We start from the raw sequence: 24,607 nt of genomic DNA on the forward strand, positions 1-24,607 counted from the left end.
AACTGAAAAAATGAAAATTACGTAAAAAATATCCTAAAATGTCATTTCTTTAAGAAATATGTAATAAAAGTGGCTAAAAAAAAGCTCCTTTAAATCTTTTCAAAGGAGCTTTTTTATTTTATACAAAAAAGTTAATCTTCTGGTGGATAGCCATGAATATCCTCAAAGACAGTATCAAAATTTGCTCTTAAATATGCATTTAATTTCTTTTTGTAATCATCTTTTAACCAATGTAAAAAATTAAAAGTACTTCTACTTATGCATTTAGCATAGGTTTGTATTCTATTGTTTATATCTTCCGTTAGTAATTTAGCTAAACCTAAGGCATCATAAACATCTTCACTGTTTTCTATACAAATATATGCGTGTTGTGCAATAGAACGCTCTAAAACAACTTTAGAGGACTCTCCATTAGAAGTTGCACTAATATAGGTTGCTTTTATATCAAAATAAACCTCTTCAGACTTAGGAAATTCTGCTCTAACTTCTTCAGACATTTCATGTCTAAAGTTAGCTTCTATATCCTCATCATCCTGTAATCTATCCATGTAGAAATTAGGATTGTTAAATATAGTTTGCCAATCTAAATCTGCTCCCCATGGTCCAAATCTGTAATAGTTATTTCCTAAATCAATAACCTTAAAAGAAGATTTGTTATTTAAGATACGAGAACCACGCCCAATCATTTGGTAGTATAAGGTAAGTGATTTTGTTGCTCTATTTAATATAATAGTATCTATAGTAGGTTCATCAAAACCAGTAGTTAAAATACTAACCGATGTTAATACGGCATCTGGTGTTTCTTTAAACCAATTAAGAATTTCTTTTCGTTGTTTTTTTGTAGCGGTATTATCTAAATGCCTTACTGGTATACCTGCAGCATCAAAAGTGTGATATACATGTATAGAGGTATTAATACCATTGTTAAAAATAAGTGTTTTTTTACCTTTAGAGTGCTTTTTATACGCATCTAAAAGCTTTTCTAACATGGCTGGGCTAGAATATAAATCTTCCGATGATTTAACAGTATAATCTCCATTAGAACCAACTTCTAAAGAAGTAAGTCCCATATCATACTGAAAAACTTCTGCTTTTGCTAAAAACTCATTTTCTATAAGCGAACCAATACTCTCTCCTGCAATTAGTTCATCGTAATTATCTTTCATTGGTAAGTTCTTGTTAGAACTTAGTGGCGTTGCTGTTACACCAAGTATGAAAGAATTATTAAAGAACTTAAATAATTTATTAAAAGAGTTGTAATGCGCTTCATCAATAATAACTAATCCAACATCTGATATGTCTAGCATATCATCATTTAGTCTGTTATTTAAAGTTTCTACCATTGCCACAAAACAAACGTATTCGTCTTGGTCCTCAAGGTTTGCAGTACTATTAACTACTTTGTTTACTACCCCAAAGCTCGTAAGCATTTTAGAAGTTTGGCTACAAAGTTCTACACGGTGTGTCATTACCAAAACCTTCTTATTGTGGTTTTTTAAGTATTGCCTAACCAGTTCTGAAAATATTACTGTTTTACCTCCACCTGTTGGTAGTTGGTAAAGAAGATGATAATCATCGGGAGCACTATCAAATTTTTCAAAAACTTGGTCAATTGCTCCTTTCTGATAGCTATAAAGTTCTTTATCTGTCTTTTTTTCTTGTACTTCGTGTGATAAGTTTGCCATACCTTTCATTTCTCAGGACTGCAAAACTAAGACCTTTTATAGGGTTTTGCGCAATTTTTCGTTAAAAACTCTGTACCTTTTTGTTTAAAGGTCTAATAATTAAGACTATTGGTTGAAATTAATCTTGGAGATTAAATATTTAATACTAAAAAACTCCAATATATTTATATTGGAGTTTACTATTATGTGTTATATAGTAATTAAATTTTCTTTACTCGCACAGCATTCATCCCTTTCATTCCTTTTTCTAATTCAAAGGAAACTTTATCATTTTCGGCAATTTCATCTATTAAACCACTAACATGGCAAAAATATTTTTCTTGATTATCAGAATCTATGATAAAACCAAATCCTTTAGAAGTATCAAAGAAAGATACTTTACCATTACGTACTGGGTCAAATTCCTCTTCTTCTCCTTCCACTTTTTTAGGAATACCTAAAACAATATCTTCTGCTTCAATTTCTACTTTCATAGATGGATCTGGCGGGGTATCTACAAGATTTCCATTAAAATCTACGTAGGCCATTGGAATACCTTTTTTTCCATTTTCTTTTGCTTCTTCTTTACGAGCAAGCATTTTTTTTCTTTTTTCTTCACGTTTTTTTAAACGCTTTTTTTCTTTTTCACTTTTATTAAACGTTTGTTGCGACTTTGCCATTATTACTTATTAAGTTAGGGTATTAATTTTATGGCTTAATGTGAAATAGAATAATTACTTGAAGAGTGCTAAAAAATTTAATCTGAAAAAAATTAACCCTAATAAATGTAATTTACTGGTACGTATATTACATTAAACCTGCTGTAAAGATACTATTTCTAGTAAATTTTTAAAAGAATTGCGTGTAAAAAAATAGTAATGAAACTTACAAGTATTAGATTTTAAATATTTAAATCTAAATTTTAATTTAATATATAAAAATAAAACACTCTTTCTTGTTTATTGTAAGTTGTTGAAATACATAATTTTACAACATGTTATTACTACTTTTACATTATTCATAATTTAACTCCTTAAGAAGGATATGAAATGTTGCAATTATTTAATAAAAAGCTAACTTTAATGAACTTTAAAATGTTTTTAGTCGATAAATAGTAACATAATATCTATTGAAAAATAGACTCATTTAATTATAGCGTATTTTTAACAATTAGTATTAAAATTATTCAATGAAGATTTTTGATTTTTTAAAAAGTAGAAAGAATTTATTTTTATTAGCAATTATTTTTTCAGTAAAACTATGTTTATTGTCTTGTTCTAGTGATAGAGTATCCGAAGAAATAATAGATAAAGAGCCTGAAGAAGAAACTGTGATTATAAAAACCCAGCCAATACCATTTTCTGAGCAGCGAGAAGGCAATGCAGAAGCTGGTAAGGAGTATTTGTTATCTGGTAATTATATGAGTTCTGGAGTTCCTTATAATGCTTTTGTACAAGGGAATGGAGAAGACACAAGTAACGTTCTAAATAGAACAGGAGATAATGCTGTAATTCCTTATGATTATACTGCAGTAACAGCAAGTAACGGGGTGCGTGTTGTAGCTCCTAATTGTTTAAATTGCCATTCTTCTAGGATAAATAATGAGCATATAATTGGTTTGGGTAGCCATGATTCTGATTTTACGGTTAACCGAGCAATCCAAACACAAACATTAAATGTAGCTATTCCTCTTGTTTATGGGGCAGATAGTGACGAATGGGAAGCATATGACCAATTTAGAAAAAGTATTGAAGCCATTGCTCCTAAAACAATTACTAAAAGTAGAGGTGTAAATACTGCTAATAAAATTGCAGAAGTTTTGATTTCTCATAGAGATAAAAATACGCTTAGATGGTCTAATGAGCCTTATGTAGTATTGCCAGATGAAGTTATACCAACCGATGTTCCTGCTTGGTGGTTATTAAAAAAGAAAAATGCTATTTTTTATAATGCCATGGGAAGATTAGATTTTTGTAAATCTATGATTGGGGCTAGTATGTTAACCCTTACAGATATTACAAAAGCGCAGGAATTAGACAAAAATATGGTTGATGTTTTAGCGTATATAGAAACTTTAGAAGCACCAAAATATCCAGAGAATATTAACGAAGTATTAGTTGCAACTGGAAAAGAATTATTCAATGCTACTTGCGCTACTTGTCATGGAACGTATGGAGAAAATGGTTCTTACCCTAACTTATTAGTAGCTTTAGAGAGTATAGAGACAGACCCAGAATTATCTAACCATTACACTACCGTAACAGATGAAACTACTTATTTCTTTAATTGGTTTAATACAGGTTGGTTTGGTAGTGCTACAGATCCTTTAATATTAACTCCTGAAGGTGGTTACATAGCTCCGCCGTTAGATGGAATTTGGGCTACGGCACCATATTTACATAATGCTTCTGTGCCAACTTTAGAAGATATGCTAAATAGTAAAGAAAGACCTAAGTTTTGGAAAAGGACTTTCAATAATAGCGATTATGATTATATAAAATTAGGGTGGAATTATACTGTAGAGAGTAGTAAAACAGATAAAAACACTTATGATACTACTTTAAAGGGGTATGGTAATGGCGGGCACCGATTTGGAGATAAATTCACCGATGAGGAGCGTAAAGCTGTATTAGAGTATTTAAAAACCTTGTAAAAAAGAAAAAGGCTCCGTAGTTACGAAGCCTTTTTATAGTTACATTTATTTTTTTATTCCTTTAGTAAAATATCTTCTGTAATACCGTTTGGATATATAACCGTAGCATTAGCATCGCACGTGCCATCTCCAAAATTAACTTTTACAAGTAATCCATTTTTACTTAAACTCATTACACCTGTAGTAAAGTGTTCGCAAGCCAAGTTTCCTTCTAAAGTATTTTGTACTGCTATAGTATAAGTAGTTTCATCTACTTTTAGTGTCCAATCTCCTTCTACTGTAAAAGTACTTGTTGCATCTGTTGCTCCAGTAGTTAAACTTACTGTTTTTGTTCCATTTTCAGAAACAACCGAACCATCATCCATAATTATTGTAATAGCATTTAACACCGTAAAAGAAACCTCAGACTGCATAGTTGATGTACTTACAGTAAATCTTTTAGTTCCATCTACTTTAATATCTCCAACATAAAAAGCGTCATAGGCAGCTGTGTACGTAATAACCTCATTTTCAATACTGAAAGTAATATCCACACTACCATTTACATTGTCAGTTCCGTTTAAAACACAGTTATTAAAAGTTGCAGTATATCCATTTTCATTAAAAACAATAGAATGACATTCTGATGTCTTGTTTGTAGTACCTTGTTTTCCAGAAATACCATTTTCGGCAAATAAATCAGTAATAATAGTGTCTGCTACATTAGAAACCCCTTCAGCAGCTAATACAGAAGTAATCTCTTCTTTGTCAATAGAATTGCTATTGCTGTTATCTGAATCGTCACTACAGCTATTAAATATAGAAGCCATTAGAGTAAGAGCTGCTATAATTTTTACATTTTTCAGTAATTTTTTCATTTTAAAATATATTTGGGTTACGAGTGACAAACGTATTTTTTTGGTTTATAGTATTTTATACTATTTACTTTCGATGACTTTAATATCATAAAATCGTATACGATACGTTATATTTGGTATAATGGCAAAAATATTAATATTAAGAGACCAAGTAAGGGAACATTTGCTTAAACAAATGGTGCTTGGTAATTTACAAATAGGAAATACAATTAATTTAGCTGCATTAGCAAGAAAATTAAACGTTAGTGTTACTCCTATTAGAGAAGCACTTACACAATTACAACAAGCAAATATTATTAAAGCGGTACCTAATAGAGGTTTTGTTATAGCAGCATTAAATGCCAAAGAAGCGAGTGATTTGTATGAATTAGTGGCCAATTTAGAAGTTTTAGCAATTGAAAATAGTGATTTTTCTGCTACAGCTATAGAAAAACTAAAAGAACAACAAATAGTATTTGAAAATGCACCAGATGCTATTTCTAGGATTAATGCCGATTTTGAGTTTCATAATTTGCTTACTAAATATTATACAAATGATATAGCACTACAAGTTTTAACAGATTTAAAAACAAGAATCTTTTTCTATGAAAATGCCTTCATGAAAAACGATTTTTTTTACAATAGAACAGACAATCAGCATGAGGCTATTATAGCAGCAATTGAAGATGATAATATACCAACAGCATCTTTATTATTAAAGATGAATTGGATGTTGATATTAAATTATATATTAAAACAGCTGGGTGTAGAATAAAAGCAGCTTACCAATGAACTAGTTACTTTCAACTAAAAAAATGTGTTTTTTAATGCCTTTATTATAAATTTCTGTTAATTAATCACAAAGTATTTGTAAATTGTTAGATAAAAATAACAAAAGAAACTACTATTGTACTGTAATTAATACTTTGTAAGTGAAAAAATGTAAGAATCACACAACAAAGTAACTATTACTACGTTTTTATAGAAATTTAAATTGGAAGCATTATGAAATATCTTTCTCCTGAAATAGAAGCTATTTTAAATAGCAAGAAAAAAACTGAAAAATCTTTAGTTAAGAAAAACATTTCTTGTGGAATTTTTCAAGACTATGACATTACAGAAGACAATACAAATGAAGAACTAGTTAGTTAATACTAGTTCTATATTATGTTTTAATCTTAAGGAGGTTTAAAGTATAAATATATTATTTATGCTATTTCTCCACTTACTCTTTTAGCAATTAAATTTGCTCTCAGTTCTACATACATAGCCTCTTTTATAGCATGATCGCTTAAAAAGTTATTCATCATGGCGTAACCGTGAACAAAACTAGAGCAAAATTCGTCTATATCGCCACCTGCGCAGGTAGCTTCATATTCTTTTATTATATAATCCCAATCAAAAGTATAAGGCTTTGCTTCTACAACGCCGTACAATATTTCATTAAGTCTTTTTAGGGTCTCTCCTAGCTTTGTATTTATAACGCCTACAGCGCCTTTTACAAAATTAAATTGTGTTCCGTTGTTATACATGCTTTCTGTTTACTAAATGTTTTCTTCTTCTACGGTTTGTATTTGCTTTTTAGTTTCGAGGGAACCTTTATGCTTTAGAAAATGCTCTGATAGCATTTTATTATTATTGAAAAAGAAATTAATGGCTAATAGAGAACTAATCACTATAGTTAAAATTATTTTTACGTGTGGTTCATTCAAATCAGAGCTTCTAAAATCAAATAAAATTAGTATTATTTGATATAAACTAAGAGAAACAGGTACTAATAAGAAAGGACGATATAGTTTATCTTTAGCTTCAAAAAACCAGCCAACATACCCTAAATGGGCAAAAAGATGTATTAAGAAAGTGTAAATAAAAACGCGGTAAGTAGAAAAACCAGCAACATAACCTTCAGAATTGGTTAAAAATTCTTGAATACCCCAATCTGGAACCCAAGAAGGGAAGGTGCTCCCACGTATAGTAATAATATCATGAATATAAGGTAACGATGACAATACAATGATTGCCACCGCTTTTAAAAGTTCTTTAAGTATCTCTTTCTTCAATTTCATCCCTTGCAACACCGTATGTATCATCAGTCTCAGCAGTTGATTCTTCTGTACAAGAATAATTTAATGCAACAAGACAAAAACATGCTGCCAAAAAATAAAGCTTTTTAGTAATCATAATATTGTTTTTAGGGGTTTGTAACCCTTTAATAACAATAGGATGATTAAAAAATTGTACAAAAGCATCAGCTTTCGACAAACTACAACGTATTATAATTCTTACTAAAGGTATGCGTATTAAGATAATTTTGCAAATTTATAGCCTCACAAAAACAAATATTTTTGTTTTTAAGAACATAATATACTGATATACAGCAGTTAATGAAAAAAACTGCAGAAAATCTATTCTTGTATTTTTTGTGCAACTAATTGCAAATAGCTTTCAAAAGTATCAATATCTAAAGTATTTAAAGTACACTCACATTTTTTAACTTCTTGCTTTTCCTGCTCTAAAAGCTTTTTTGCACCAAAATCTTTATTCAAAATTTCTAAAGTAGTATAGTATTTGTCATTAAATAAAGCAGGAACACCAAAACCTTGTGCATACCTAGTAGCTACAATCTTTGAATTTATAGAACCTTTTATCATGGCATTTATATATTCTGTAGAAATATAAGGTTGGTCCGCTAGTAAAATTAAAATGTTTTGGAAATTATTCTCTAATGCTTTTATTTGTTTTACACCAGAAGCAATACTAGAGCCTAGACCATTTTTCCAATTTGGGTTTATGATATAATTTACATCTTGTTTTATGCATTCTAAACTCACTTTATCTGCATAAGCGCCTAAAACTACTAGAATTTCTTTCCCTAAAGATTCTTTAGCAACTTTTACAGTATTACCTAAGAATGTACTCTCTTTCCATGGTAGTAATTGCTTTATTTTATTTTTCATTCTGGTAGATGCACCTGCAGCAAGAATAATAATAGCAGTAGAGGGTTCTAAACTCATTGGTGAATTCCGTTTACTTTATCTTTAAGCATTATTGGCTTTTTATTTCTAACTACAGCTAAAATTTCAGCCATAATAGAAATGGCAATTTCTTGCGGAGTTTCTGCTCCTATATCCAAACCAGCAGGACCATGAATATTTTCTATAAATTCTAAATCTACATCTGGTTTCTGCTCCATAAATTCATGCAGTAATTTTTCTCTTCTTTTTGCAGGCCCTAAAGTTCCCAAATACATAGGATAGGTATTACTTATGGCTAGTAAGTACTTTAAGTCTTTTGCATAACTATGTGTCATTAGTACTACAGCGGTGTGGGCATCAATATTTTCTGTACTAAGTAATTCTGGTTCTACAGGAACTAGCTCCTTTGCTCCAGGAAAGTCAAAAATATCCTTTTGTTGTAAAGGCGTAGTAATGACAGTTACATCCCAACCTAGGGCAGTTGCAAAAGAACATAATTGTACTGCATCATGCTCTGCTCCTATTAGTAATAACTTATTATTAGGAGCCATATCTTGAGTAAACTCATAAAATGAACTGGTATTAATTTTTTTCCCTTGTATAGAAAAAGTTTTACCTTCTAAAAAGCATAAAGTACCGTAGTTATAGTTTTTAGAATCCTCTTTGATGTAATAGGAACTAAGCGAAAACCTCTTTCTGTTTTTTAATGTCACAGTAAATAAATTCAAGAACTCTTTGTTGGGGTTAAACAACTCAATTAAAATATAAAGAATACCTTCACAGCCAAGCCTAAACCTACCATCATAGGTCATAATTTTTGGTATTCCAGTTGCAAAAACGGTTGTTACTTGCCTTTCAATTTCTTTTTCTACACAACCACCACTTACAGCTCCTGTGAATTTCCCGTTTTCCCAAATAAGCATACGTACTCCCGGTCTTCTATACGAGGAACCGTCTAATGCAACTACAGTAGCTAATACGGTTTTATAACCTTCTTTCTTGGCTAGATTGTAACTTTCTACTATATGTTTAAATTCATGTGTCATACTAAATAACAAATTAAACTTATATAGAAACATTAGAAACAATTTTGATATTCTTTAACAATCTTTAACATATAATAAAGAGTACTACTATACTTAATGCCCAAAACCTACGTTCTGCTTGTTGAACTCAAAATTATTGAAAATGAAAAATGTTTTTAAGGTTATAACTACAATATTACTATTATTTATAGTTATTTCATGCGGAAACGCAGAAGACGATATTAATTTTAACCTTAATAAAGTAGATGGTTTAGGAAAAGGAAAACCAGTAGACGATTGTTTAGGATTAGATGAAAGTGATTTGGTTTTATCTATTCAAGATGAATTTACTACTTTACCTGGAAAAGTTTCTATTTTCTTTAAAGTATCAGACACAGAGGGCAAACCAGTTCCAGGATTAACTGCAGACCAATTTACTATTTACGAGCAAGGTAGAAACGATGCATGTTTTAATACCATATCTACATCAGAGTCTTTTGCAAGAATTTCTCCTAATTCCCAAATATTTAATAATAATACCATATTAGTATTAGATTTAAGTAATAGCGTATTAAGTAGCAGTTTAGAAGAATTAAAATCTGCAACTAGTAGCTTTATAAACAATGTAATGCCAGCAACTACGCAAGAATCTTTTAAAATGGGGATTTATTGGTTTGATGGGGAAGATAAATTACATTTATTAAATGAGCTTACGTCAGACAGACAAGAATTAATAGCTTCGGTAGATGAAATTACGGAGGATATAAGTAATGACCCTTCTACAGATTTATATGGAGCTGTAATAAAAGCAACAAATATAGCAGAAGATGTTTTAAAGCAAAGTACTAAGAACAATACCATAGGAGCATCATCTGTAGTATTGTTTACCGATGGTACAGACCAAGCATCTAGATATAAAAAAGATGATGCATTAAAGAAAGTTACTAATACAAATGCTAATATCTCCTTCTTTTCTATTGGTTTAGGTGCTGAAATTGATACGGATGTGTTAACAGAAATAGGAAAAACTTCCAGTGTTTTTGCTAGTAATAAAGAAGAGTTAGAAAATACGTTTAATGATATATCTTTTAAAGTATCTGAGCAAGCCAATAGTTTTTATTTATTTGAATACTGTAGCCCTAAAAGAGACGGTAGTGGAGAAAACAACTTAGCTATACAAGTAAGAAACGGTAATAAGCAAGGAGCTGTACAAACTAAATTTAATGCATCTGGCTTTAAAGGAGGTTGTAATTAAAAAAATAGCTATTATTTTATATAGTAAAGGCTCTTTTTAGAGCCTTTTTTATTTTTTACACTAAAAATATAGCAAAAAAAAGTAAAAATAAATTACTGTTTAACAGTTGTTTACGGTATAATATAAATATAATCATCGATTAAAAACATCTTTATCATAAAAATTACCGTAGATATTGAAACCTATTTTTTAAAAGATGATGAAAAAATTATTAATTACAAGTACGTTATCTGTTGCATTATTAACTTCATGTGTTTCTAAAAAGAAATATGTTGCTTTAGAGAACGATTTATCTAGTACTAAAAGTGTTTTATCTAAAACACAAGTAGAAAAAGAAGAATTAGAGTCTAAAATGGCTAAAATTGAAGCTAGAGTTACAGAGTATAACAATAAAATTAGCTCTTTAAAAGAAATAAACGATAGCCAAATGACAAGTGTAGATGGTATTGCTGTTATGAGCAACAACACTAAAAAGAAAATGAGAGCTACGTTAAAAAATGTAGACCCAGCTAAATTGGCAGGTGCTAAGACTTTACAGGATTCTATGAACCTTGCAATTTCTTACAAATTGAAAAAATCTATTTCTGATGAAGAAGGAGATGTTGATGTAAATATTGATAAAACAGTAGTTATGATTAATATTTCTGATAAATTACTTTTTAATAGTGGTAGTTACAGAGTAAGTAGTAAAGCAAATACTGTTTTAGCTAAATTAGCAGAAGTTATTAATTCTGAATCTAGCATGGAAGTTATGGTAGAAGGCCATACAGATTCTAGAAGTATTAACACTGCAATGTTTAAAGATAACTGGGATTTAAGTGTAAAAAGAGCAACTTCTGTAGTTCGTATACTTCAAAACAAGTACAATGTAGATCCTGCAAAATTAATTGCATCTGGTAGAAGTTCTTATTTACCTTTAGTAGAAAATGATACTAAAGATAATAGAGCTAAAAACAGAAGAACAAAAATTGTTATTCTTCCTAATTTAGATAAATTCTTTGCTTTATTAGATGCGGAGAATAATTTATAAAAAGGGTAATATACTTTATTTCTAAGGGGAGGCAAATGCTTCCCCTTTATTTTTTTATAAATTCTGGTAGGGTTTTTGTGCTATATGTTGTTATATTATAGAGAACCCAAAGAACAACTACCTACATCCTAAAAACGAAATGAAAAATACTAAAATGAAAGATTATGGATGTACTAAACGATATTTTTGAAAAAACAGCATTAAGTCTTTTCCCTAATGTAGTACGAAGTATTATACTACTATTATTTACAGTAGTATTGTTACTTATATTTGGTATGTATACTGCGCTTTTAATTTATGGAATTGATAGCCCAATACAATTTAGTTACTAACTACTTATCACCTATAAATCATTGCATTTTTTAAAGTTCCCTCCCCACTTTCTAGATTAATTAAAAAACCATTAATTACAGCATATTTATTTACGCCATTTTTCTCTAAGAGAAACGTAGGATTTACACCTGGTTGTAATAGTAACTCTTCTGGAATTATAAATTTAGAGCCAATAATATGTAAAGGGAATGGAGAAGAAAGTTGTTTGTGGGGTATTTTAGAAATTCTAAGATGGGTATACCCTTTTTTTAGAAGAGAAATAAAATCTAAGTTAGATGCTTCGCTAATTGTAGCTATTTGTTTTGGATACACTTTTCCCTGTTTTATAGTATAGCCTGATGCATTAAAAGTTTCATACCCATAATAGGTAGATAAATCTCCCTGATCTAATATTCTACTGCTATACCAAAAATCGGAATAGTCCTCTTTGTTAACTTCTAAGCGATTTATACCAATATCTATTTTATAAGCTTTGTTATTTAGAATATACTTTGCTCCTTCTATTTTTAAATCGAATAATTTTCTATCATTTTCTGGTATTTTTTCATATTCTGCAATGTCTATATTTTTAAAGTTTTGGGAAGCTATACTGTATATGGCAGAAAGGATGGATACATAATTAAGTTTTCTTATTTCTTGCTTTTCTATATCATTCTTATAACCACCAGACTCTATTAAAATAGTACTTGTTCCCCACTTCTGAATATTATCGCCAAAAGCTCTAGGTTCAAAATCATCATTATATTTAGCTACTTGCCCTGGAACATATTTTTGAACTATGTTATTCATAAAAACAATAATCTTCATGGCATTTGCACGAACCTCATTTACATCTTTTTTATAATTATACGCTGGTGCTAAATATGAAATTGTTGCTGGTTTGCTGGTTCTTTCTGCGTTGTAATAAGTGCTTTGGTCATGTAAATTAAATCCAAAATTAGCAGTAAGGCTATCTCTAACTCGTTTTAAAGTTTTTCCTTCTGGAGATTGTAATCGTAGCGCATCTCTATTAATATCTATGCCTAATAAATTTCTACGTTGGTACAATGCCGCTCCGTCTGGATTTAACATTGGAAGAAAGTGTAGTGTTAAATTAGTTAGAATAGCATCTTTTTCTTCTTTAAAATCAGGGCTTTCCAAAAAATTTAAAATATCAAAAATTGCTTGTGTTGCTGTTGGCTCATCACCATGCATTTGAGACCATAGAAATACTTGTGTTTTTCCCGTTCCAATACTTACTAAAGATAACTCTCTACCAGCTATAGACGTACCCACTTTAGAGACAGTAAAACCAGGAACATTTTTATAATGTGTTAGTAATGGTTGTATATCTTCATGTTTTATTCTTCGCTTTGCTATGGTTGTTTCTTTATAGGTTTCATAAGTAGTATACAATGCTGTTGTTATATCATTTTCTTGACTAAAAGCTACAGAGTATAGTAAGCTTAAAAGCAGTAGTAGTAAGTAATTTTTCATATAAAATTAAAAATTAGGGATTTCTTTAAACTCTAGATTTTGGGTAGCTTCACGTATATTTTTCATAAAAAAAGTACCTGGGTCTGTTTTTATAGTTCGGTATTTAGCATCTTTTTCTAACCAGAGCGTAGTTCCTTCAAATCTAGTATATTCATAATGACCTATAAGAAAATTTATCTCTGAATACTTTTCTTTTAAATAATATATCAAATCTATATTTGCTTGTAACTGCTCTTTAGTTAATGGTAGTTCTTTACCACCACCAACATTTTCAATGCCAATTGCACAATGGTTTAATCCTATTACATGTCTTGCCATAGTTGTTTCTGGCATAAGTCTATAAATAGTTCCGTTGCGATCCACCATAAACTGTGATGAAACATTAAGGCCACTTACATTTTTAATATCTGGTCTCCAGTTAGGCAATTTAGAAGAATTAAAGGCATTAAAAGATGCTTCTAAAGTGGAAAAAGCTGTCCAATGCAAAACTATCATTTTTGGGATAATTGTGGGTTCTTTTTGTAGTAGACCATATCTATTTTCTAAATATTCTAAAGTCAGTTCTTTTCTTTCTGCATCAAAAACTATTGGTTTGTCTATTATTTTAATATTGGATGCACATGAAAAAAATAAAAAACAATAGATAAAAAGAAATCTGTTCATTGCTATTTTAATTTAGTATTTAAAGAATCCTTTTTAACACGATAGTATATTTTCTTTTTCTTTCTCCCCCACTCTTTAGCTTTTGTAACATCTATTCCCATATAAATGTCAATTCTGTTACGCCATTTTTTATTCATTTTATCATTTACAATATAAATGCCTTCTAAACCTTCTATTTTTATTTGTGTGTTATGTGTAATGCCTAGTGAAATTAAGTTTCTAGAAACCGCAACACATTTCATTCCTGGTACTAAAGTATCTCCCCATGCAGTAATATTAGGCGTGCTTGAGGTTTGCGATGCTAAAGAATTATACGCAGTAGCAGTAACCATAATTGGTTTCCAAATATAATCCTCTTCTTTAGGTTCTTTTTTACAACCAAAAATAAGGAAGATGAAAATACTTAAACCTGCTATTTTAGTATTAAAAGACATATTACAAGATGCTTATTAGTATCATTTCTTTTTTTAAATTTACGATAATAACTAAAACTACACTTTTGAAAATAATAAAGAGAATTTTACTCGCCTTAATTATCATCATTGGAATTGTTATATATTTAAATTACCCAAAACTGAATATAATTTCTGGGTATGCTTCTAAAAATTTAACTTCTAATACTCTTATTTCAAAACGCTCTGTAGCTTCTATAGCTGCCAATGATAACAATATGCCCTTAATAAAATTGGCAGATGTTGCTTTTAATGAAAAGGAGAAAATTGGCTCTGCTACCGTTTTTGGACTAATGGAGCGCAAAACCATATATAGAGAAGGCTTAGGTTGTGTTTTAGTAAATGATAGTTTTGATGCTTCTAAAATGGCATTAAAACCCAGAAGAAATAAAGTAATAGATACACTACCCTATCCTTTTGGCAATAACAAAGCTTTAGACACCATTTTTTCCTCTGTAGATTATGAACAGTTAAATAAAGCTGTAGATTTTGCTTTTAGTACTCCCGAGATAAACAAAACAAGAACCGTTCTTGTTATTTATAAAAACAGAATTATTGCAGAAAAATATGCTGATGGTTTTTCTAAAGAAACACCTATACTAGGGTGGTCTATGACTAAAAGTATTATTTCTACATTATACGGTATCTTAGAACATAAAGGTAAGATAAATGTAAATTCTATTACTTCTATTCCAGAATGGCAAAATGATGAACGTAAAGACATTACTATTAACCATTTACTTCGTATGCAAAGTGGTTTAGAATGGGAAGAAGATTATACTAAAATATCTGATGTTACTAAAATGCTGTACCTAGATGCAGATATGACAAAACCCCAAAGAGATAAAAAAGCAATAGCAAAACCTACAGAAATATGGAATTACTCTTCTGGAACCAGCAACTTACTTTCTGGTATTCTTAGAGACCAATTTTCTACAAGACAAGAGTATTTAGACTATCCTTATAAAGCTTTAATAGATAAAATTGGAATGAACTCTATGCTTTTAGAAGCAGATATGGAAGGTAATTACGTAGGCTCTTCCTATGGTTGGGCTACTACAAGAGATTGGGGTAAATTTGGTACGTTATATTTAAATAATGGAAGCTGGAACGGAGAACAAGTATTCTCTAAAGATTGGGTAAGTTATATAACAAAACCAACAAAAAAATCTGACGGGGTATATGGTGCACATTTTTGGTTAAATGCAGGTGGTAAGTTCCCTGATGTTCCAAAAGACATGTATTCTGCAAATGGTTTTCAAGGACAATACGTTTTTATAATACCTTCTAAAGACTTGGTTGTAGTGCGTACAGGGTTAGCACAAGAGCCTATTTTTGACCTTAATAAATTTTTAAGTAGAATAACTAAAAGTATAGATTAAGATTCCTACAATAAAATCTTACCTGTTTCGTAAGTTGCTAACAACAATTTTTAAGAAGATAACCACAAGTTTCTCTTGTGTGGCAACATAACTTTTTAGAACACCTAAAAGGGAAATATATTTACAGTGTTATTAAAAACATAGAGTAAATTTTTTCATTTTCATATAGTGTTCTCGTAAAAGAGCCTTATCAATTAAGATAAGGCTCTTTTTAGTTTATATATAGTAAATAAGTGCTCTTAATCTCCAAGTTGTACTTACGTTCTCAAGATTTTTTCAATTTTTCGTCCTTTAGCTAATTCATCTACTAATTTATCTAAATACCTTACTTGTTTTGTTAAAGAGGTTTCAATATTTTCTATTCTATAACCACAAATTACACCTTTAATCTTTTCTACATTAGAATTTAGTTTAGCTTCTTCAAAAAATATTTTAAATGTTGCTTTTTTAGCAATTAGCTCTTGGAGTTTACTGTCGTTAAAACCTGTTAACCATTTAATTACTTGGTGTAATTCTTCTTTTGTTCTTCCTTTCTTCTCCACTTTTGTAATATAGTGAGGATAAACCGAAGAAAAAGTCATTGTAGCAATGCGAGCATCATGTTCTGGTGTTGTTGTCATGATTTAGTTTTTATAGTTTCTTTTTTATACTTGTATTTAGCAAGCCTCCTAAAATTACACAAGTCATTTCAATAATATATAGCAACTTTATAATGTAATACTTTAATTATTGTTAAATTAATTAAAGTAAAGACAATAATTTAGTAACATAAACTTTTAAAAACCAATAATTTCTATACTACTTTTATAATAAAAAAATAAATAGCGCAAAAAATGGCATTAGTTAAAGAAATTAAGAAAAACAGTTCATATACTACAGTAAAATTTACAATTGGGGAACAAGAAGCTCCAAGTGCTTCTTCTGTTTTATTATTAGGAGATTTTAATGATTGGCAAAGGAATAACAGTACTAGCCAAATGAAAAAAGAAGGGAATACCTTTGTAAAAAAGGTAAAACTTGAAAATGGGAAACGTTATGAATTTCGCTATTTAAGTGAAGATAACGGCTGGTTTAATGATAGTGCAGCAGATGCATACACTGCTTCTCCGTTTGAAGGAATAGAAAATGGCGTAGTAGATTTAAGTGCTATACCTACTAAAAAGAAAGCGGTAAAAAAGGTTAAAAAAGACGATTTAAAAAAGATTGAAGGTGTAGGACCTAAACTTTCTTCAATTTTAATAGAAAATGGTATAGAAACTTTTGAAAAATTAAGTAATGCACCTATTTTTATTCTTGAAGGTATTATAAAAGAAGCAGGACCTAGATTTAGAATGCACAAGCCAGGAACATGGCCGCAACAAGCTAAACTAGCTCAAGATGGTAAATGGGAAGAATTAAAGCAGTTACAGGATATGTTAGATGGTGGTAAATAATTATTCATCAAAACTTATATAAAACAAAAAGCTCTAAGATTAATACTTAGAACTTTTTGTATGTACCTATATTTTGGCCAATTGAAAAATTTGCTCATTTTGCCTTTTATTTACGGATGAAGGGGTTACTTGTAACATTAAATTACGTAAACCAATTAATATTGGATTTGAAAAATGAGCCATTTTTCCAACCATCCAACTGGCTTTAACTACCTGGTGTGCTTTGGGTAATCTTATTTTTTGATATTCTAAAAAAGCTTTATTTATATTATACTTGTCTAAACATTCAGAAAGTACGTAAGCATCTTCTATAGCTTGGCATGCTCCTTGTCCCATATTTGGGGTTGTAGCATGTGCAGAATCTCCTATTAAACATACATTTTCTTTATACCAAATGTTGGTTGGTTTTAAATCTGAAATCTCTGCTGTATTTATATGTTCTTTCTTAGTTGCTTTTACTAAACCTTTAATAGTAGTATTATAGTCCTTAAAATAAGTGTTTAAATCTTTAACAGAGAATTCATTTTTATCTTCTTTAAAAGCTTTTAAAGCATACCAATACACTTTGTTTTCTGCTATTTGTACAAACCCAAATCGTTCTGTTTTTCCCCAAGCCTCATTTAATTCATTCCCATATTTTTTTGGTAATTCATAATCTGTAACTCCTCTCCAGCATATTTGATTTGCATTTCTTATGCTAGTATTAGGGAATATAGTTTCCCGTACCGTAGAATTTAATCCGTCTGCTCCTATAACATGGACAGATTTTATTTTTTCTCCATTAGAAAACTTTAAATCATAATCATTTCCGTTTTTTTCTATTTTAGTTAGTTTATGATTTAAATATATTTTAGTGGTTTTTAGCTCCTTAATTAATATTTGTTGTAAGATTCCTCTATGTATAGCAATATTTTTAGTGTTGTGCTTTTGCTCAAAGTAGGATAAATCAATTTTAGAAAGCGGTTTTAAATTTTTCTTTGTTATGTTCATAGAAGAAATAGGGTTTCCATTTTCTTCAATTATATTTCGCAGACCTAATTTATCATAAACTTGCATTGCATTATTAGCTAAAATAATACCTGCTCCTACTTGTTTTATTTCTTCTGCTTGTTCAAATATTCTTGTCTTAATTCCTTTTCTTTCTAGTGCAATTGCAGTAGTTAGTCCACCTATTCCTGCTCCAATAATATCAAAAATTTTGCTCATAATATATTTTATTTAGTAACTTAATATGTTTTTATAACCTATAAAATTCTATTATAAATGGTTTATGGTAGCCATTTTTTTTCAAAATTGGGTTTTCGCTTTTCTAAAAATGCATTACGGCCTTCTTTGGCTTCCTCGGTCATATATGCTAAACGGGTTGCTTCTCCTGCAAATACTTGTTGACCGACCATTCCATCATCAGTTAAATTCATAGCAAACTTTAGCATTTTTATAGAGGTAGGAGATTTTTCTAATACTTCTTGTGCCCATTGGTATGCGGTAGCTTCTAGCTCTTTATGAGGTACAACAGCATTTACCATACCCATTTCATAGGCTTCTTGCGCAGAGTAATTTCTTCCTAAAAAGAAAATTTCTCTTGCCTTTTTTTGACCTACCATTTTTGCTAGGTATGCAGAACCATAACCACCATCAAAACTAGTAACGTCGGCATCGGTTTGTTTAAAAATAGCATGTTCTTTACTTGCCAAAGTCATATCGCAAACTACATGCAAACTATGGCCGCCACCAACAGCCCAACCAGGTACTACTGCTATAACTACTTTTGGCATAAAACGTATTAAACGCTGTACATCTAAGATGTTTAATCTGTGGTACCCGTCTTGCCCAACATAGCCTTGGTGTCCCCTAGCCTTTTGATCGCCTCCGCTACAAAAAGAATACACACCGTCTTTTGTAGAAGGCCCTTCGGCAGACAATAATACTGCCCCTATTGAGGTATCTTCCTGCGCATCATGAAATGCTTCTAAAAGTTCACTAGTTGTTTTGGGTCTAAAAGCATTACGCACATTTGGTCTGTTAAAAGCTATACGTGCTACGCCGTTACTTTTTTTATAGGTAATGTCTTCAAATTCTTTTGCAACTTTCCAATTTGGTGTATTCATGGGCAATTTTATATCTTAATTATTTGCGTATTTTCTTAACTATTAGAGTGTAACCCTATTCTATTACCCTCAGTATCTATACATTGTGCAAAAAAACCAAATTCTCCAATATCTGTTTTAGGAACTATTAGTTTACCTCCTGCTTTTTCTACTAAAGCAACCTCTGTAGCAACGTCTTCGCAAGAAAAATAAATAATAGTACCATTTGCACTTGGCGTATTCTCTTTAGATTGTACCAAACAACCAGAAGAACCTACTTTAGTTGGGTCTCCAAACATATACATTTTGCTATCTGGCATATCTATAAATTGAAATTCTAAATTAAATACACTTGTATAAAAGTCTTTTGCTCTTTCTAAATTAGTTGCAGCAATCTCTAACCATTGTACGGGATTATTCATATTCTTTAGTTTTTAGAGTAATAAATTAAGAATTAAAGATACTACTCTATTTTTTATTTTTAGCTTCTATCCACTTAGACATATATTTTGTACTTGCCATAGTGTGTTGTTGCAGCATTGCTCCTATAAAATTAGAGCATCTGCGTTCTTGTAAATGCTGTATAGTATCTTCAATTTTTTGAAGAAATTCTTTTTCGGTCTTTTCTTTGTTAGATAGCTGCTTTAAAAGCTTTTTTCCCTTTTCTTGTGCCTTATTCCATGCTTTTTTAGAGGAATATAATTCTATTGCAGCTGCGGCAATGGTTTCTGCTGTTTCTGTAATTGTATTGTTTAGGTTTAAATGATTTGTACTAATGCCCTCTGCTCCTATTGCAGTAGTTACACTTGGGGTATTTGCTTGTAGTGCAGTTATAAGTTTACCTTTTAAACCTGCGCCAAAACGTAATGGTGCTAGATTTACTTTTGCTTTACCCATAACTTCTACAGCATTGGTAGCCCATCCTTTTACTAAAAAACCCTGTTTAGGATTGTGCATTTGCAAAATTTGTTCTGGTAAATGTCCGCCATAGATAGAAAGTGTGGCTTTTGGTAACTGCTTACGAATAAGTGGCCAAATTTCTTTTTTTAGCCAAATAACCGCGTCTTTATTTGGTGCATGATTGCCATTACCAATACAAATAAATCCTTCCCGTTCATCAAAAGGAATTTCCACTGTATGTTTAGCATCGATTAAAAAAGGCAAATGATGCAGTAAACTATGGTTTATATTTAGCTCCTTTGTTAGTAATTGCATTTCAAAAGAAGAAATAATTAAAGACACATCGGACCTATATATACTCGCAATTTCTCTTTTCGTAATGGAATTTTTTTTCCAGTCTTCTAACGTAAAAGAGATTCCTTTTTTTAAGGCATTTTCTCTTGTATTTCGTAAAGAATGCACATCTTCGGTATCTAAAATACGAAGTGCTTCTGGGTTCCTTTCTGCCACACGCCAACCAAATTGTTCTTCGGTTAAGAAGCGGTCAAAAATTACTATATCTTTTTTATTATCAGATAAATAGGTGTCAAAATCTGAATCGTTAAGTGAAATCTCTTTTTGAATAACTCCTAAAGAGTCTAACGCATAAGAATAGGCATTCTTTTTTGCAGTACTAGCAAACGTAATGTTACAATCTTGTTTTAAGAAAAAGTGTATTAACTCTAACATTCTTTGGCCTGCTGCAGTAGTAGTAGGCTCTGGCCATACAAACCCAATAATTAGAACTTTTAATGCCCTCATAATGGTTTACATTTTTGCGGCAAACTTCTTAGAGATATTAGAACGTAGTTTGCGTTCATAATCTTCTTCTAGCCATTCCTTGTAGTTCTTTGTATTGTTCATAATACAGTACGAGTATTGCTTTACTCTAAAACTAATTTCTTCTTGCAGTTGTTTTGCTAGTATTCTAGCGTCAAAAACATCTTCGGCATTTTCTACACAAATGGTAGCGTGTTGTTCTATACTTTTTTCTAATACTAACTTAGATTTAAGGCCTTGTGCAAATACTTTTTTGTATTCTTCCTTAATATCAAACTCTATATTTTTAGATTTAGAGAACATTGCTCTTAAAGATTTTGGCATTTCGTAGACAAAATCCCTTTCTATATCCTCATCATTCTTAATATTTTCTAGAAAAAAATCTGGGAAGTGAAAAATTTCTTGCCAATCTATGGGGGCACTCCACATACCAAAACGGGCAACATTATTCCCAAAATCTATTACTGTAAATTCCTTTTTATTTGGTAATACACGAGAACCACGCCCTATCATCTGAAAATATAAGGTAAGCGACCTTGTAGCTCTATTTAGCATAATAGTTTCTACCGTAGGTTCATCAAAACCAGTGGTTAATATACTTACCGATGTTAAAATGGCGTCTGGCGTTTTAGAAAACCATTCTAATATTTCTTTACGTTCTGTAGCATTATTCTTATTATCTAAGTGCCTAATATTGTATCCTGCCTTTTTAAAGGTCTCATACACATAAATAGAGGTATTTATACCATTATTAAAAATAAGCGTTTTGGTGCCTTTAGCAACCTCTGTATAGCCATTTAAAAGCTTGGTAAGCATACTTTGATTCCCATATAACTCATCTGAAGACTTTACGGTATAATCGCCATTAATACCAAGTTTTAAGTTTTGTAGACTTACATCGTAATTATAAACATTGGCCTTTGCCAAAAAGTTTTTAGAGATTAAGGAAGATATAGATTCGCCTACAATAAGTTTACTGTAGTTATCTTTCATTGGTAATTTTATATTAGAACTTAATGGTGTAGCCGTAACTCCTAATATTATAGCATTATCAAAATACTTAAATAATTTACGGAAAGAATTGTAGTGGGCCTCATCTATAATAACCAAGCCAATGTTACTAATTTTTACTTTTTCTTCCTGTAAGCGATTGTTTAAGGTTTCTACCATGGCAACATAGCAACTTATATTGTCCTGATCCATGACCTCTTTAACCTCGCTATTAATAATTTTGTTCTTAACGCCAAAGCCATCTAACATAGAAGAAGTTTGTACACTAAGTTCTATTCTATGGGTAAGAACTACAACTTTCTTTTTAATCTCATTAATGTACCTTTTGGTTATTTCTGAAAACACGACGGTTTTACCGCCTCCCGTAGGTAATTGGTAAAGCAAATTTTCGTTATCCTTAGAATTCTTTAAATGCTCAAATATGGTATTTAAATCTTCAATTTGATAATCGTAGAGATTTTTCTCTTTTATATGCTTTTTATACTCCAAAGGTATGCTAGTAGTTTTGTTTGCTAATGTAAAATGCCAATCTTACAAAACTATAAGTTTTTTATAGGTAAAAGAAATAATAGCCGTAAAATGAAGATTTTTTTTATTTGTGTTATAAATTGATAAAAAAGAAATCGAAGTAATGCTAGTCTACAAGATCTAAGGCTTTAGAAAAATCCTCGGCAAATGTCCATTTTTTTTCTTGAGTAAGGGTATATATTTTTACAATACGGTCTTTATTTTCGGTAACAAAACCATGTAAAGCGGCATATTGTAATGCTTCTTTAAAGGAGTTTAGCATACTTTTATAAAAAGAATCGGGCACATTTTTTTCTATGGAAAAAGATTGTGCTATTTCTAAATTAAAAAGCATTACATCTACAATTAAAGAAGGAGCTACACCTAATTTTATAAAATGCTTAATATATTTTTGAGCTACAGACCTACGTGCTTTGGGTCTTTTTCTTTTTACAGGAAAATACTCATTTGCAATTTTAGTTTTTGCTTCTTGTACTAGTTTGTCTTCTTTAGGATTAAACACAAAATCATAATATTCTTTCACCAAAGGAAACCGTTGGTATAAGTCTACTAGTTGTTCTTCTAATTCTTTCTTTTTTAAATCCTTTAAATAGGTTGTTAAGGCTCTTTTACTCATTTTTTTATAATAATTTCAAAAATAGAACAACTCTGTTAATTTATTAGAATTCTTACATAGATTTACAAGATTTGTAATAAAATCTGTATAACTATGTATCTATCTGTTTGGAAAAGAGATAATAAAAATGTATTATGAGTTCTTGTACAAGAACTAAAAACACACGAATATATGAGGCAACTAAAAATTATCAAGCAGGTAACCAATCGTGAATCCAAATCATTAGATAAATACTTGCAAGATATTAGTAAGATTGATTTAATAAGTGCAAGTGAAGAAGTAGAATTAGCCCAATTAATACGTACAGGAGACCAAGCAGCATTAGAAAAATTAACCAATGCTAACTTAAGGTTTGTTGTTTCTGTAGCAAAACAGTACCAAAACCAAGGATTAAAGTTGCCTGATTTAATAAACGAAGGAAATGTAGGACTTGTAAAAGCTGCAAAACGTTTTGATGAGACTAGAGGTTTTAAATTTATTTCCTATGCCGTATGGTGGATTAGGCAGTCTATTTTACAAGCATTAGCAGAACAATCCAGAGTAGTACGTTTACCTTTAAATAAAATTGGGTCTATTAATAAAATTAAAAAGGCCTTTTCTTATTTAGAACAATCCCATGAACGCCCTCCTTCTCCTGAAGAAATTGCGAACGAGTTAGAAATGACGGTTTCTGAAGTTAAACAATCTATGAAAAATTCTGGGAGACATGTTTCTATGGATGCTCCATTACGTGAAGGAGAAGATTCTAATTTGTATGATGTTTTACGTGCTGGAGAGTCTCCAAGACCCGATACAATATTATTACAACAATCTTTAAATACCGAAATTAATAGAGCTTTAGATACGCTTTCTCCAAGAGAAGCAGATGTGGTTAAATTATACTATGGTATAGGAGACCAACATTCTATGACGCTTGCAGAGATAGGACAAACTTTTGATTTAACTAGAGAGCGTGTTCGTCAAATACGAGAAAAAGCAATTCGTAAACTACGCCATAACTCTAGAAGTAAGCTATTAAAAACCTATTTAGGTTAATATTTACAAAACAAAAAAGACCGCTATTCTTAGCGGTCTTTTTGTATATTTTTTTAAACCCTTTATTAAGAGTAGGTAAGTTTATTAATATTATAATCTACTAGAATTTCGTTTAAATTCTGAATAAAATTTAAATAAGATGTGTTGTCTTGATTCTTGTTTGCCATAACTTGTTGGGGTTTTAATGATACATTTAGGTTTTATGAAGATTACATAAAGTCTAATTCTACCAATTCGTTAATACTTAATATTTCATTTAAATCTTGAAGGAAAGCTAAATACTCTTCTCCGTAGGTATCATAAAGCATATTAATGTAGGTTTAATTAATACTAGGACTTGGTTATAATTTCATTGTAAACATATATATAACGAGAAACAAGAACAATTAATTGTGGTGTACTATCCAATTTTTGTTGTATAACTATACTTCTTT

General features: G+C 30.5%; 27 protein-coding genes. 9 read left to right on the top strand and 18 right to left on the bottom strand.

All coding sequences use genetic code 11. The annotated features are described in order from the left end of the window. Positions 1–131 precede the first annotated feature (131 nt). Together Q0945_RS08345 and Q0945_RS08350 are read right to left on the bottom strand one after the other, a co-directional pair. Positions 132–1,685 (bottom strand): DEAD/DEAH box helicase, encoded by a 1,554-nt coding sequence (locus tag Q0945_RS08345; RefSeq protein ID WP_299433380.1) that lies wholly within the window; start codon positions 1,683–1,685, stop codon positions 132–134. A 200-nt stretch (positions 1,686–1,885) separates the two neighbouring features. After that, positions 1,886–2,344 (bottom strand): cold shock domain-containing protein, encoded by a 459-nt coding sequence (locus Q0945_RS08350; protein WP_299433383.1) that lies wholly within the window; start codon positions 2,342–2,344, stop codon positions 1,886–1,888. A 509-nt stretch (positions 2,345–2,853) separates the two neighbouring features. Between Q0945_RS08350 and Q0945_RS08355 the strand changes: the two genes are divergently transcribed. Next, the gene (locus tag Q0945_RS08355; protein ID WP_299433386.1) at positions 2,854–4,317 is read left to right on the top strand and encodes a c-type cytochrome; all 1,464 of its coding nucleotides are present in this window, start codon (positions 2,854–2,856) and stop codon (positions 4,315–4,317) included. Between the two features lie 53 nt (positions 4,318–4,370). On the opposite strand, the gene Q0945_RS08360 is transcribed toward Q0945_RS08355, so the two are convergent. Continuing rightward, positions 4,371–5,174 carry a hypothetical protein gene (locus tag Q0945_RS08360; protein ID WP_299433389.1) on the bottom strand — a complete coding sequence of 268 codons (804 nt, stop codon included), beginning with the start codon at positions 5,172–5,174 and terminating at the stop codon, positions 4,371–4,373. A 121-nt stretch (positions 5,175–5,295) separates the two neighbouring features. Here Q0945_RS08360 and Q0945_RS08365 point away from each other — a divergent pair, with 121 nt between their 5' ends. Together Q0945_RS08365 and Q0945_RS08370 are read left to right on the top strand one after the other, a co-directional pair. After that, complete coding sequence (locus tag Q0945_RS08365; protein WP_299433392.1) at positions 5,296–5,928, top strand: GntR family transcriptional regulator; 633 nt, start codon at positions 5,296–5,298, stop codon at positions 5,926–5,928. A 230-nt stretch (positions 5,929–6,158) separates the two neighbouring features. Continuing rightward, a complete protein-coding gene (locus Q0945_RS08370; RefSeq protein WP_299433395.1) occupies positions 6,159–6,305 on the top strand; it encodes a hypothetical protein in 147 nt (48 codons plus the stop codon). A 56-nt stretch (positions 6,306–6,361) separates the two neighbouring features. On the opposite strand, the gene Q0945_RS08375 is transcribed toward Q0945_RS08370, so the two are convergent. From Q0945_RS08375 to Q0945_RS08395, 5 genes are all read right to left on the bottom strand, one after another. Further along, positions 6,362–6,685, bottom strand: coding sequence for a hypothetical protein (locus tag Q0945_RS08375; protein ID WP_299433398.1), 324 nt, complete (start codon positions 6,683–6,685; stop codon positions 6,362–6,364). A 12-nt stretch (positions 6,686–6,697) separates the two neighbouring features. Next, entirely contained in the window at positions 6,698–7,219 is a 522-nt protein-coding gene (locus tag Q0945_RS08380; RefSeq protein WP_299433401.1) for a hypothetical protein, read from the bottom strand. Next, positions 7,194–7,415: a hypothetical protein gene (locus Q0945_RS08385; RefSeq protein ID WP_299433404.1), complete on the bottom strand. Its 222-nt coding sequence runs from the start codon at positions 7,413–7,415 to the stop codon at positions 7,194–7,196. The genes Q0945_RS08380 and Q0945_RS08385 overlap by 26 nt, the downstream gene beginning before the upstream one ends. A gap of 143 nt (positions 7,416–7,558) precedes the next feature. Next, complete coding sequence (locus Q0945_RS08390) at positions 7,559–8,167, bottom strand: nucleotidyltransferase family protein (RefSeq protein ID WP_299433407.1); 609 nt, start codon at positions 8,165–8,167, stop codon at positions 7,559–7,561. Further along, the gene (locus Q0945_RS08395) at positions 8,164–9,174 is read right to left on the bottom strand and encodes an XdhC/CoxI family protein (protein ID WP_299433410.1); all 1,011 of its coding nucleotides are present in this window, start codon (positions 9,172–9,174) and stop codon (positions 8,164–8,166) included. The genes Q0945_RS08390 and Q0945_RS08395 overlap by 4 nt, the downstream gene beginning before the upstream one ends. Before the next feature lie 142 nt (positions 9,175–9,316). Between Q0945_RS08395 and Q0945_RS08400 the strand changes: the two genes are divergently transcribed. The 3 genes from Q0945_RS08400 to Q0945_RS08410 all read left to right on the top strand — a co-directional run bounded on the left by Q0945_RS08400 (position 9,317) and on the right by Q0945_RS08410 (position 11,770). Then, a complete protein-coding gene (locus tag Q0945_RS08400) occupies positions 9,317–10,408 on the top strand; it encodes a VWA domain-containing protein (RefSeq protein WP_299433413.1) in 1,092 nt (363 codons plus the stop codon). 199 nt (positions 10,409–10,607) lie between these two features. Next, positions 10,608–11,438, top strand: coding sequence for an OmpA family protein (locus Q0945_RS08405; RefSeq protein WP_299433927.1), 831 nt, complete (start codon positions 10,608–10,610; stop codon positions 11,436–11,438). A gap of 164 nt (positions 11,439–11,602) precedes the next feature. After that, positions 11,603–11,770 (top strand): hypothetical protein, encoded by a 168-nt coding sequence (locus tag Q0945_RS08410; RefSeq protein ID WP_299433416.1) that lies wholly within the window; start codon positions 11,603–11,605, stop codon positions 11,768–11,770. 7 nt (positions 11,771–11,777) lie between these two features. Here Q0945_RS08410 and Q0945_RS08415 read toward each other — a convergent pair whose 3' ends face one another. From Q0945_RS08415 to Q0945_RS08425, 3 genes are read right to left on the bottom strand one after another with little or no spacing between them, the layout of a single operon-like run. Further along, positions 11,778–13,247 carry a M14 metallopeptidase family protein gene (locus tag Q0945_RS08415; RefSeq protein WP_299433419.1) on the bottom strand — a complete coding sequence of 490 codons (1,470 nt, stop codon included), beginning with the start codon at positions 13,245–13,247 and terminating at the stop codon, positions 11,778–11,780. Positions 13,248–13,253: 6 nt separating this feature from the next. Then, positions 13,254–13,910 (bottom strand): peptidoglycan recognition family protein, encoded by a 657-nt coding sequence (locus Q0945_RS08420; RefSeq protein WP_299433422.1) that lies wholly within the window; start codon positions 13,908–13,910, stop codon positions 13,254–13,256. Between the two features lie 2 nt (positions 13,911–13,912). Continuing rightward, on the bottom strand, positions 13,913–14,344 hold the full coding sequence (locus Q0945_RS08425; protein WP_299433425.1) for a hypothetical protein: 432 nt from the start codon (positions 14,342–14,344) through the stop codon (positions 13,913–13,915). Positions 14,345–14,409: 65 nt separating this feature from the next. Between Q0945_RS08425 and Q0945_RS08430 the strand changes: the two genes are divergently transcribed. Next, positions 14,410–15,744 carry a serine hydrolase gene (locus Q0945_RS08430; protein ID WP_299433428.1) on the top strand — a complete coding sequence of 445 codons (1,335 nt, stop codon included), beginning with the start codon at positions 14,410–14,412 and terminating at the stop codon, positions 15,742–15,744. A 257-nt stretch (positions 15,745–16,001) separates the two neighbouring features. On the opposite strand, the gene Q0945_RS08435 is transcribed toward Q0945_RS08430, so the two are convergent. After that, positions 16,002–16,364 carry a DUF2200 domain-containing protein gene (locus tag Q0945_RS08435; protein WP_299433431.1) on the bottom strand — a complete coding sequence of 121 codons (363 nt, stop codon included), beginning with the start codon at positions 16,362–16,364 and terminating at the stop codon, positions 16,002–16,004. A gap of 213 nt (positions 16,365–16,577) precedes the next feature. Between Q0945_RS08435 and Q0945_RS08440 the strand changes: the two genes are divergently transcribed. Beyond that, the gene (locus Q0945_RS08440) at positions 16,578–17,177 is read left to right on the top strand and encodes a hypothetical protein (protein ID WP_299433433.1); all 600 of its coding nucleotides are present in this window, start codon (positions 16,578–16,580) and stop codon (positions 17,175–17,177) included. 66 nt (positions 17,178–17,243) lie between these two features. On the opposite strand, the gene Q0945_RS08445 is transcribed toward Q0945_RS08440, so the two are convergent. The 6 genes from Q0945_RS08445 to Q0945_RS08470 all read right to left on the bottom strand — a co-directional run bounded on the left by Q0945_RS08445 (position 17,244) and on the right by Q0945_RS08470 (position 23,138). Beyond that, entirely contained in the window at positions 17,244–18,383 is a 1,140-nt protein-coding gene (locus Q0945_RS08445) for an FAD-dependent monooxygenase (RefSeq protein WP_299433436.1), read from the bottom strand. Between the two features lie 62 nt (positions 18,384–18,445). Beyond that, positions 18,446–19,285, bottom strand: a complete 840-nt coding sequence (locus Q0945_RS08450; RefSeq protein WP_299433439.1) for a 1,4-dihydroxy-2-naphthoyl-CoA synthase — start codon at positions 19,283–19,285, stop codon at positions 18,446–18,448. 35 nt (positions 19,286–19,320) lie between these two features. After that, the gene (locus tag Q0945_RS08455; protein ID WP_299433442.1) at positions 19,321–19,686 is read right to left on the bottom strand and encodes a VOC family protein; all 366 of its coding nucleotides are present in this window, start codon (positions 19,684–19,686) and stop codon (positions 19,321–19,323) included. A 46-nt stretch (positions 19,687–19,732) separates the two neighbouring features. Next, positions 19,733–20,965 (bottom strand): glycosyltransferase family 4 protein, encoded by a 1,233-nt coding sequence (locus Q0945_RS08460; protein ID WP_299433445.1) that lies wholly within the window; start codon positions 20,963–20,965, stop codon positions 19,733–19,735. A 6-nt stretch (positions 20,966–20,971) separates the two neighbouring features. Next, positions 20,972–22,483: a DEAD/DEAH box helicase family protein gene (locus Q0945_RS08465; RefSeq protein ID WP_299433448.1), complete on the bottom strand. Its 1,512-nt coding sequence runs from the start codon at positions 22,481–22,483 to the stop codon at positions 20,972–20,974. 145 nt (positions 22,484–22,628) lie between these two features. After that, positions 22,629–23,138 (bottom strand): DUF6155 family protein, encoded by a 510-nt coding sequence (locus tag Q0945_RS08470; protein ID WP_299433451.1) that lies wholly within the window; start codon positions 23,136–23,138, stop codon positions 22,629–22,631. 171 nt (positions 23,139–23,309) lie between these two features. On the opposite strand from Q0945_RS08470, the gene Q0945_RS08475 reads away from it, so the two are divergent. Continuing rightward, on the top strand, positions 23,310–24,173 hold the full coding sequence (locus tag Q0945_RS08475; RefSeq protein ID WP_298485798.1) for an RNA polymerase sigma factor RpoD/SigA: 864 nt from the start codon (positions 23,310–23,312) through the stop codon (positions 24,171–24,173). Positions 24,174–24,607: the final 434 nt, after the last annotated feature.

Origin of the sequence: uncultured Maribacter sp. (assembly GCF_947500405.1) — a bacterium.
GTDB lineage: Bacteria > Bacteroidota > Bacteroidia > Flavobacteriales > Flavobacteriaceae > Maribacter_B.

What these genes read in the sequence shown, in the direction of transcription:
- Q0945_RS08395 (WP_299433410.1), bottom strand. Translation starts at nt 9,174, where the DNA reads ATGACACATGAATTTAAACATATAGTAGAAAGTTACAATCTAGCCAAG.
- Q0945_RS08425 (WP_299433425.1), bottom strand. Translation starts at nt 14,344, where the DNA reads ATGTCTTTTAATACTAAAATAGCAGGTTTAAGTATTTTCATCTTCCTT.
- Q0945_RS08345 (WP_299433380.1), bottom strand. Translation starts at nt 1,685, where the DNA reads ATGGCAAACTTATCACACGAAGTACAAGAAAAAAAGACAGATAAAGAA.
- Q0945_RS08355 (WP_299433386.1), top strand. Translation starts at nt 2,854, where the DNA reads ATGAAGATTTTTGATTTTTTAAAAAGTAGAAAGAATTTATTTTTATTA.
- Q0945_RS08445 (WP_299433436.1), bottom strand. Translation starts at nt 18,383, where the DNA reads ATGAGCAAAATTTTTGATATTATTGGAGCAGGAATAGGTGGACTAACT.
- Q0945_RS08420 (WP_299433422.1), bottom strand. Translation starts at nt 13,910, where the DNA reads ATGAACAGATTTCTTTTTATCTATTGTTTTTTATTTTTTTCATGTGCA.
- Q0945_RS08390 (WP_299433407.1), bottom strand. Translation starts at nt 8,167, where the DNA reads ATGAGTTTAGAACCCTCTACTGCTATTATTATTCTTGCTGCAGGTGCA.
- Q0945_RS08380 (WP_299433401.1), bottom strand. Translation starts at nt 7,219, where the DNA reads ATGAAATTGAAGAAAGAGATACTTAAAGAACTTTTAAAAGCGGTGGCA.
- Q0945_RS08370 (WP_299433395.1), top strand. Translation starts at nt 6,159, where the DNA reads ATGAAATATCTTTCTCCTGAAATAGAAGCTATTTTAAATAGCAAGAAA.
- Q0945_RS08455 (WP_299433442.1), bottom strand. Translation starts at nt 19,686, where the DNA reads ATGAATAATCCCGTACAATGGTTAGAGATTGCTGCAACTAATTTAGAA.
- Q0945_RS08460 (WP_299433445.1), bottom strand. Translation starts at nt 20,965, where the DNA reads ATGAGGGCATTAAAAGTTCTAATTATTGGGTTTGTATGGCCAGAGCCT.
- Q0945_RS08400 (WP_299433413.1), top strand. Translation starts at nt 9,317, where the DNA reads ATGAAAAATGTTTTTAAGGTTATAACTACAATATTACTATTATTTATA.
- Q0945_RS08365 (WP_299433392.1), top strand. Translation starts at nt 5,296, where the DNA reads ATGGCAAAAATATTAATATTAAGAGACCAAGTAAGGGAACATTTGCTT.
- Q0945_RS08435 (WP_299433431.1), bottom strand. Translation starts at nt 16,364, where the DNA reads ATGACAACAACACCAGAACATGATGCTCGCATTGCTACAATGACTTTT.
- Q0945_RS08410 (WP_299433416.1), top strand. Translation starts at nt 11,603, where the DNA reads ATGGATGTACTAAACGATATTTTTGAAAAAACAGCATTAAGTCTTTTC.
- Q0945_RS08350 (WP_299433383.1), bottom strand. Translation starts at nt 2,344, where the DNA reads ATGGCAAAGTCGCAACAAACGTTTAATAAAAGTGAAAAAGAAAAAAAG.
- Q0945_RS08440 (WP_299433433.1), top strand. Translation starts at nt 16,578, where the DNA reads ATGGCATTAGTTAAAGAAATTAAGAAAAACAGTTCATATACTACAGTA.
- Q0945_RS08470 (WP_299433451.1), bottom strand. Translation starts at nt 23,138, where the DNA reads ATGAGTAAAAGAGCCTTAACAACCTATTTAAAGGATTTAAAAAAGAAA.
- Q0945_RS08375 (WP_299433398.1), bottom strand. Translation starts at nt 6,685, where the DNA reads ATGTATAACAACGGAACACAATTTAATTTTGTAAAAGGCGCTGTAGGC.
- Q0945_RS08450 (WP_299433439.1), bottom strand. Translation starts at nt 19,285, where the DNA reads ATGAATACACCAAATTGGAAAGTTGCAAAAGAATTTGAAGACATTACC.
- Q0945_RS08475 (WP_298485798.1), top strand. Translation starts at nt 23,310, where the DNA reads ATGAGGCAACTAAAAATTATCAAGCAGGTAACCAATCGTGAATCCAAA.
- Q0945_RS08405 (WP_299433927.1), top strand. Translation starts at nt 10,608, where the DNA reads ATGAAAAAATTATTAATTACAAGTACGTTATCTGTTGCATTATTAACT.
- Q0945_RS08360 (WP_299433389.1), bottom strand. Translation starts at nt 5,174, where the DNA reads ATGAAAAAATTACTGAAAAATGTAAAAATTATAGCAGCTCTTACTCTA.
- Q0945_RS08415 (WP_299433419.1), bottom strand. Translation starts at nt 13,247, where the DNA reads ATGAAAAATTACTTACTACTACTGCTTTTAAGCTTACTATACTCTGTA.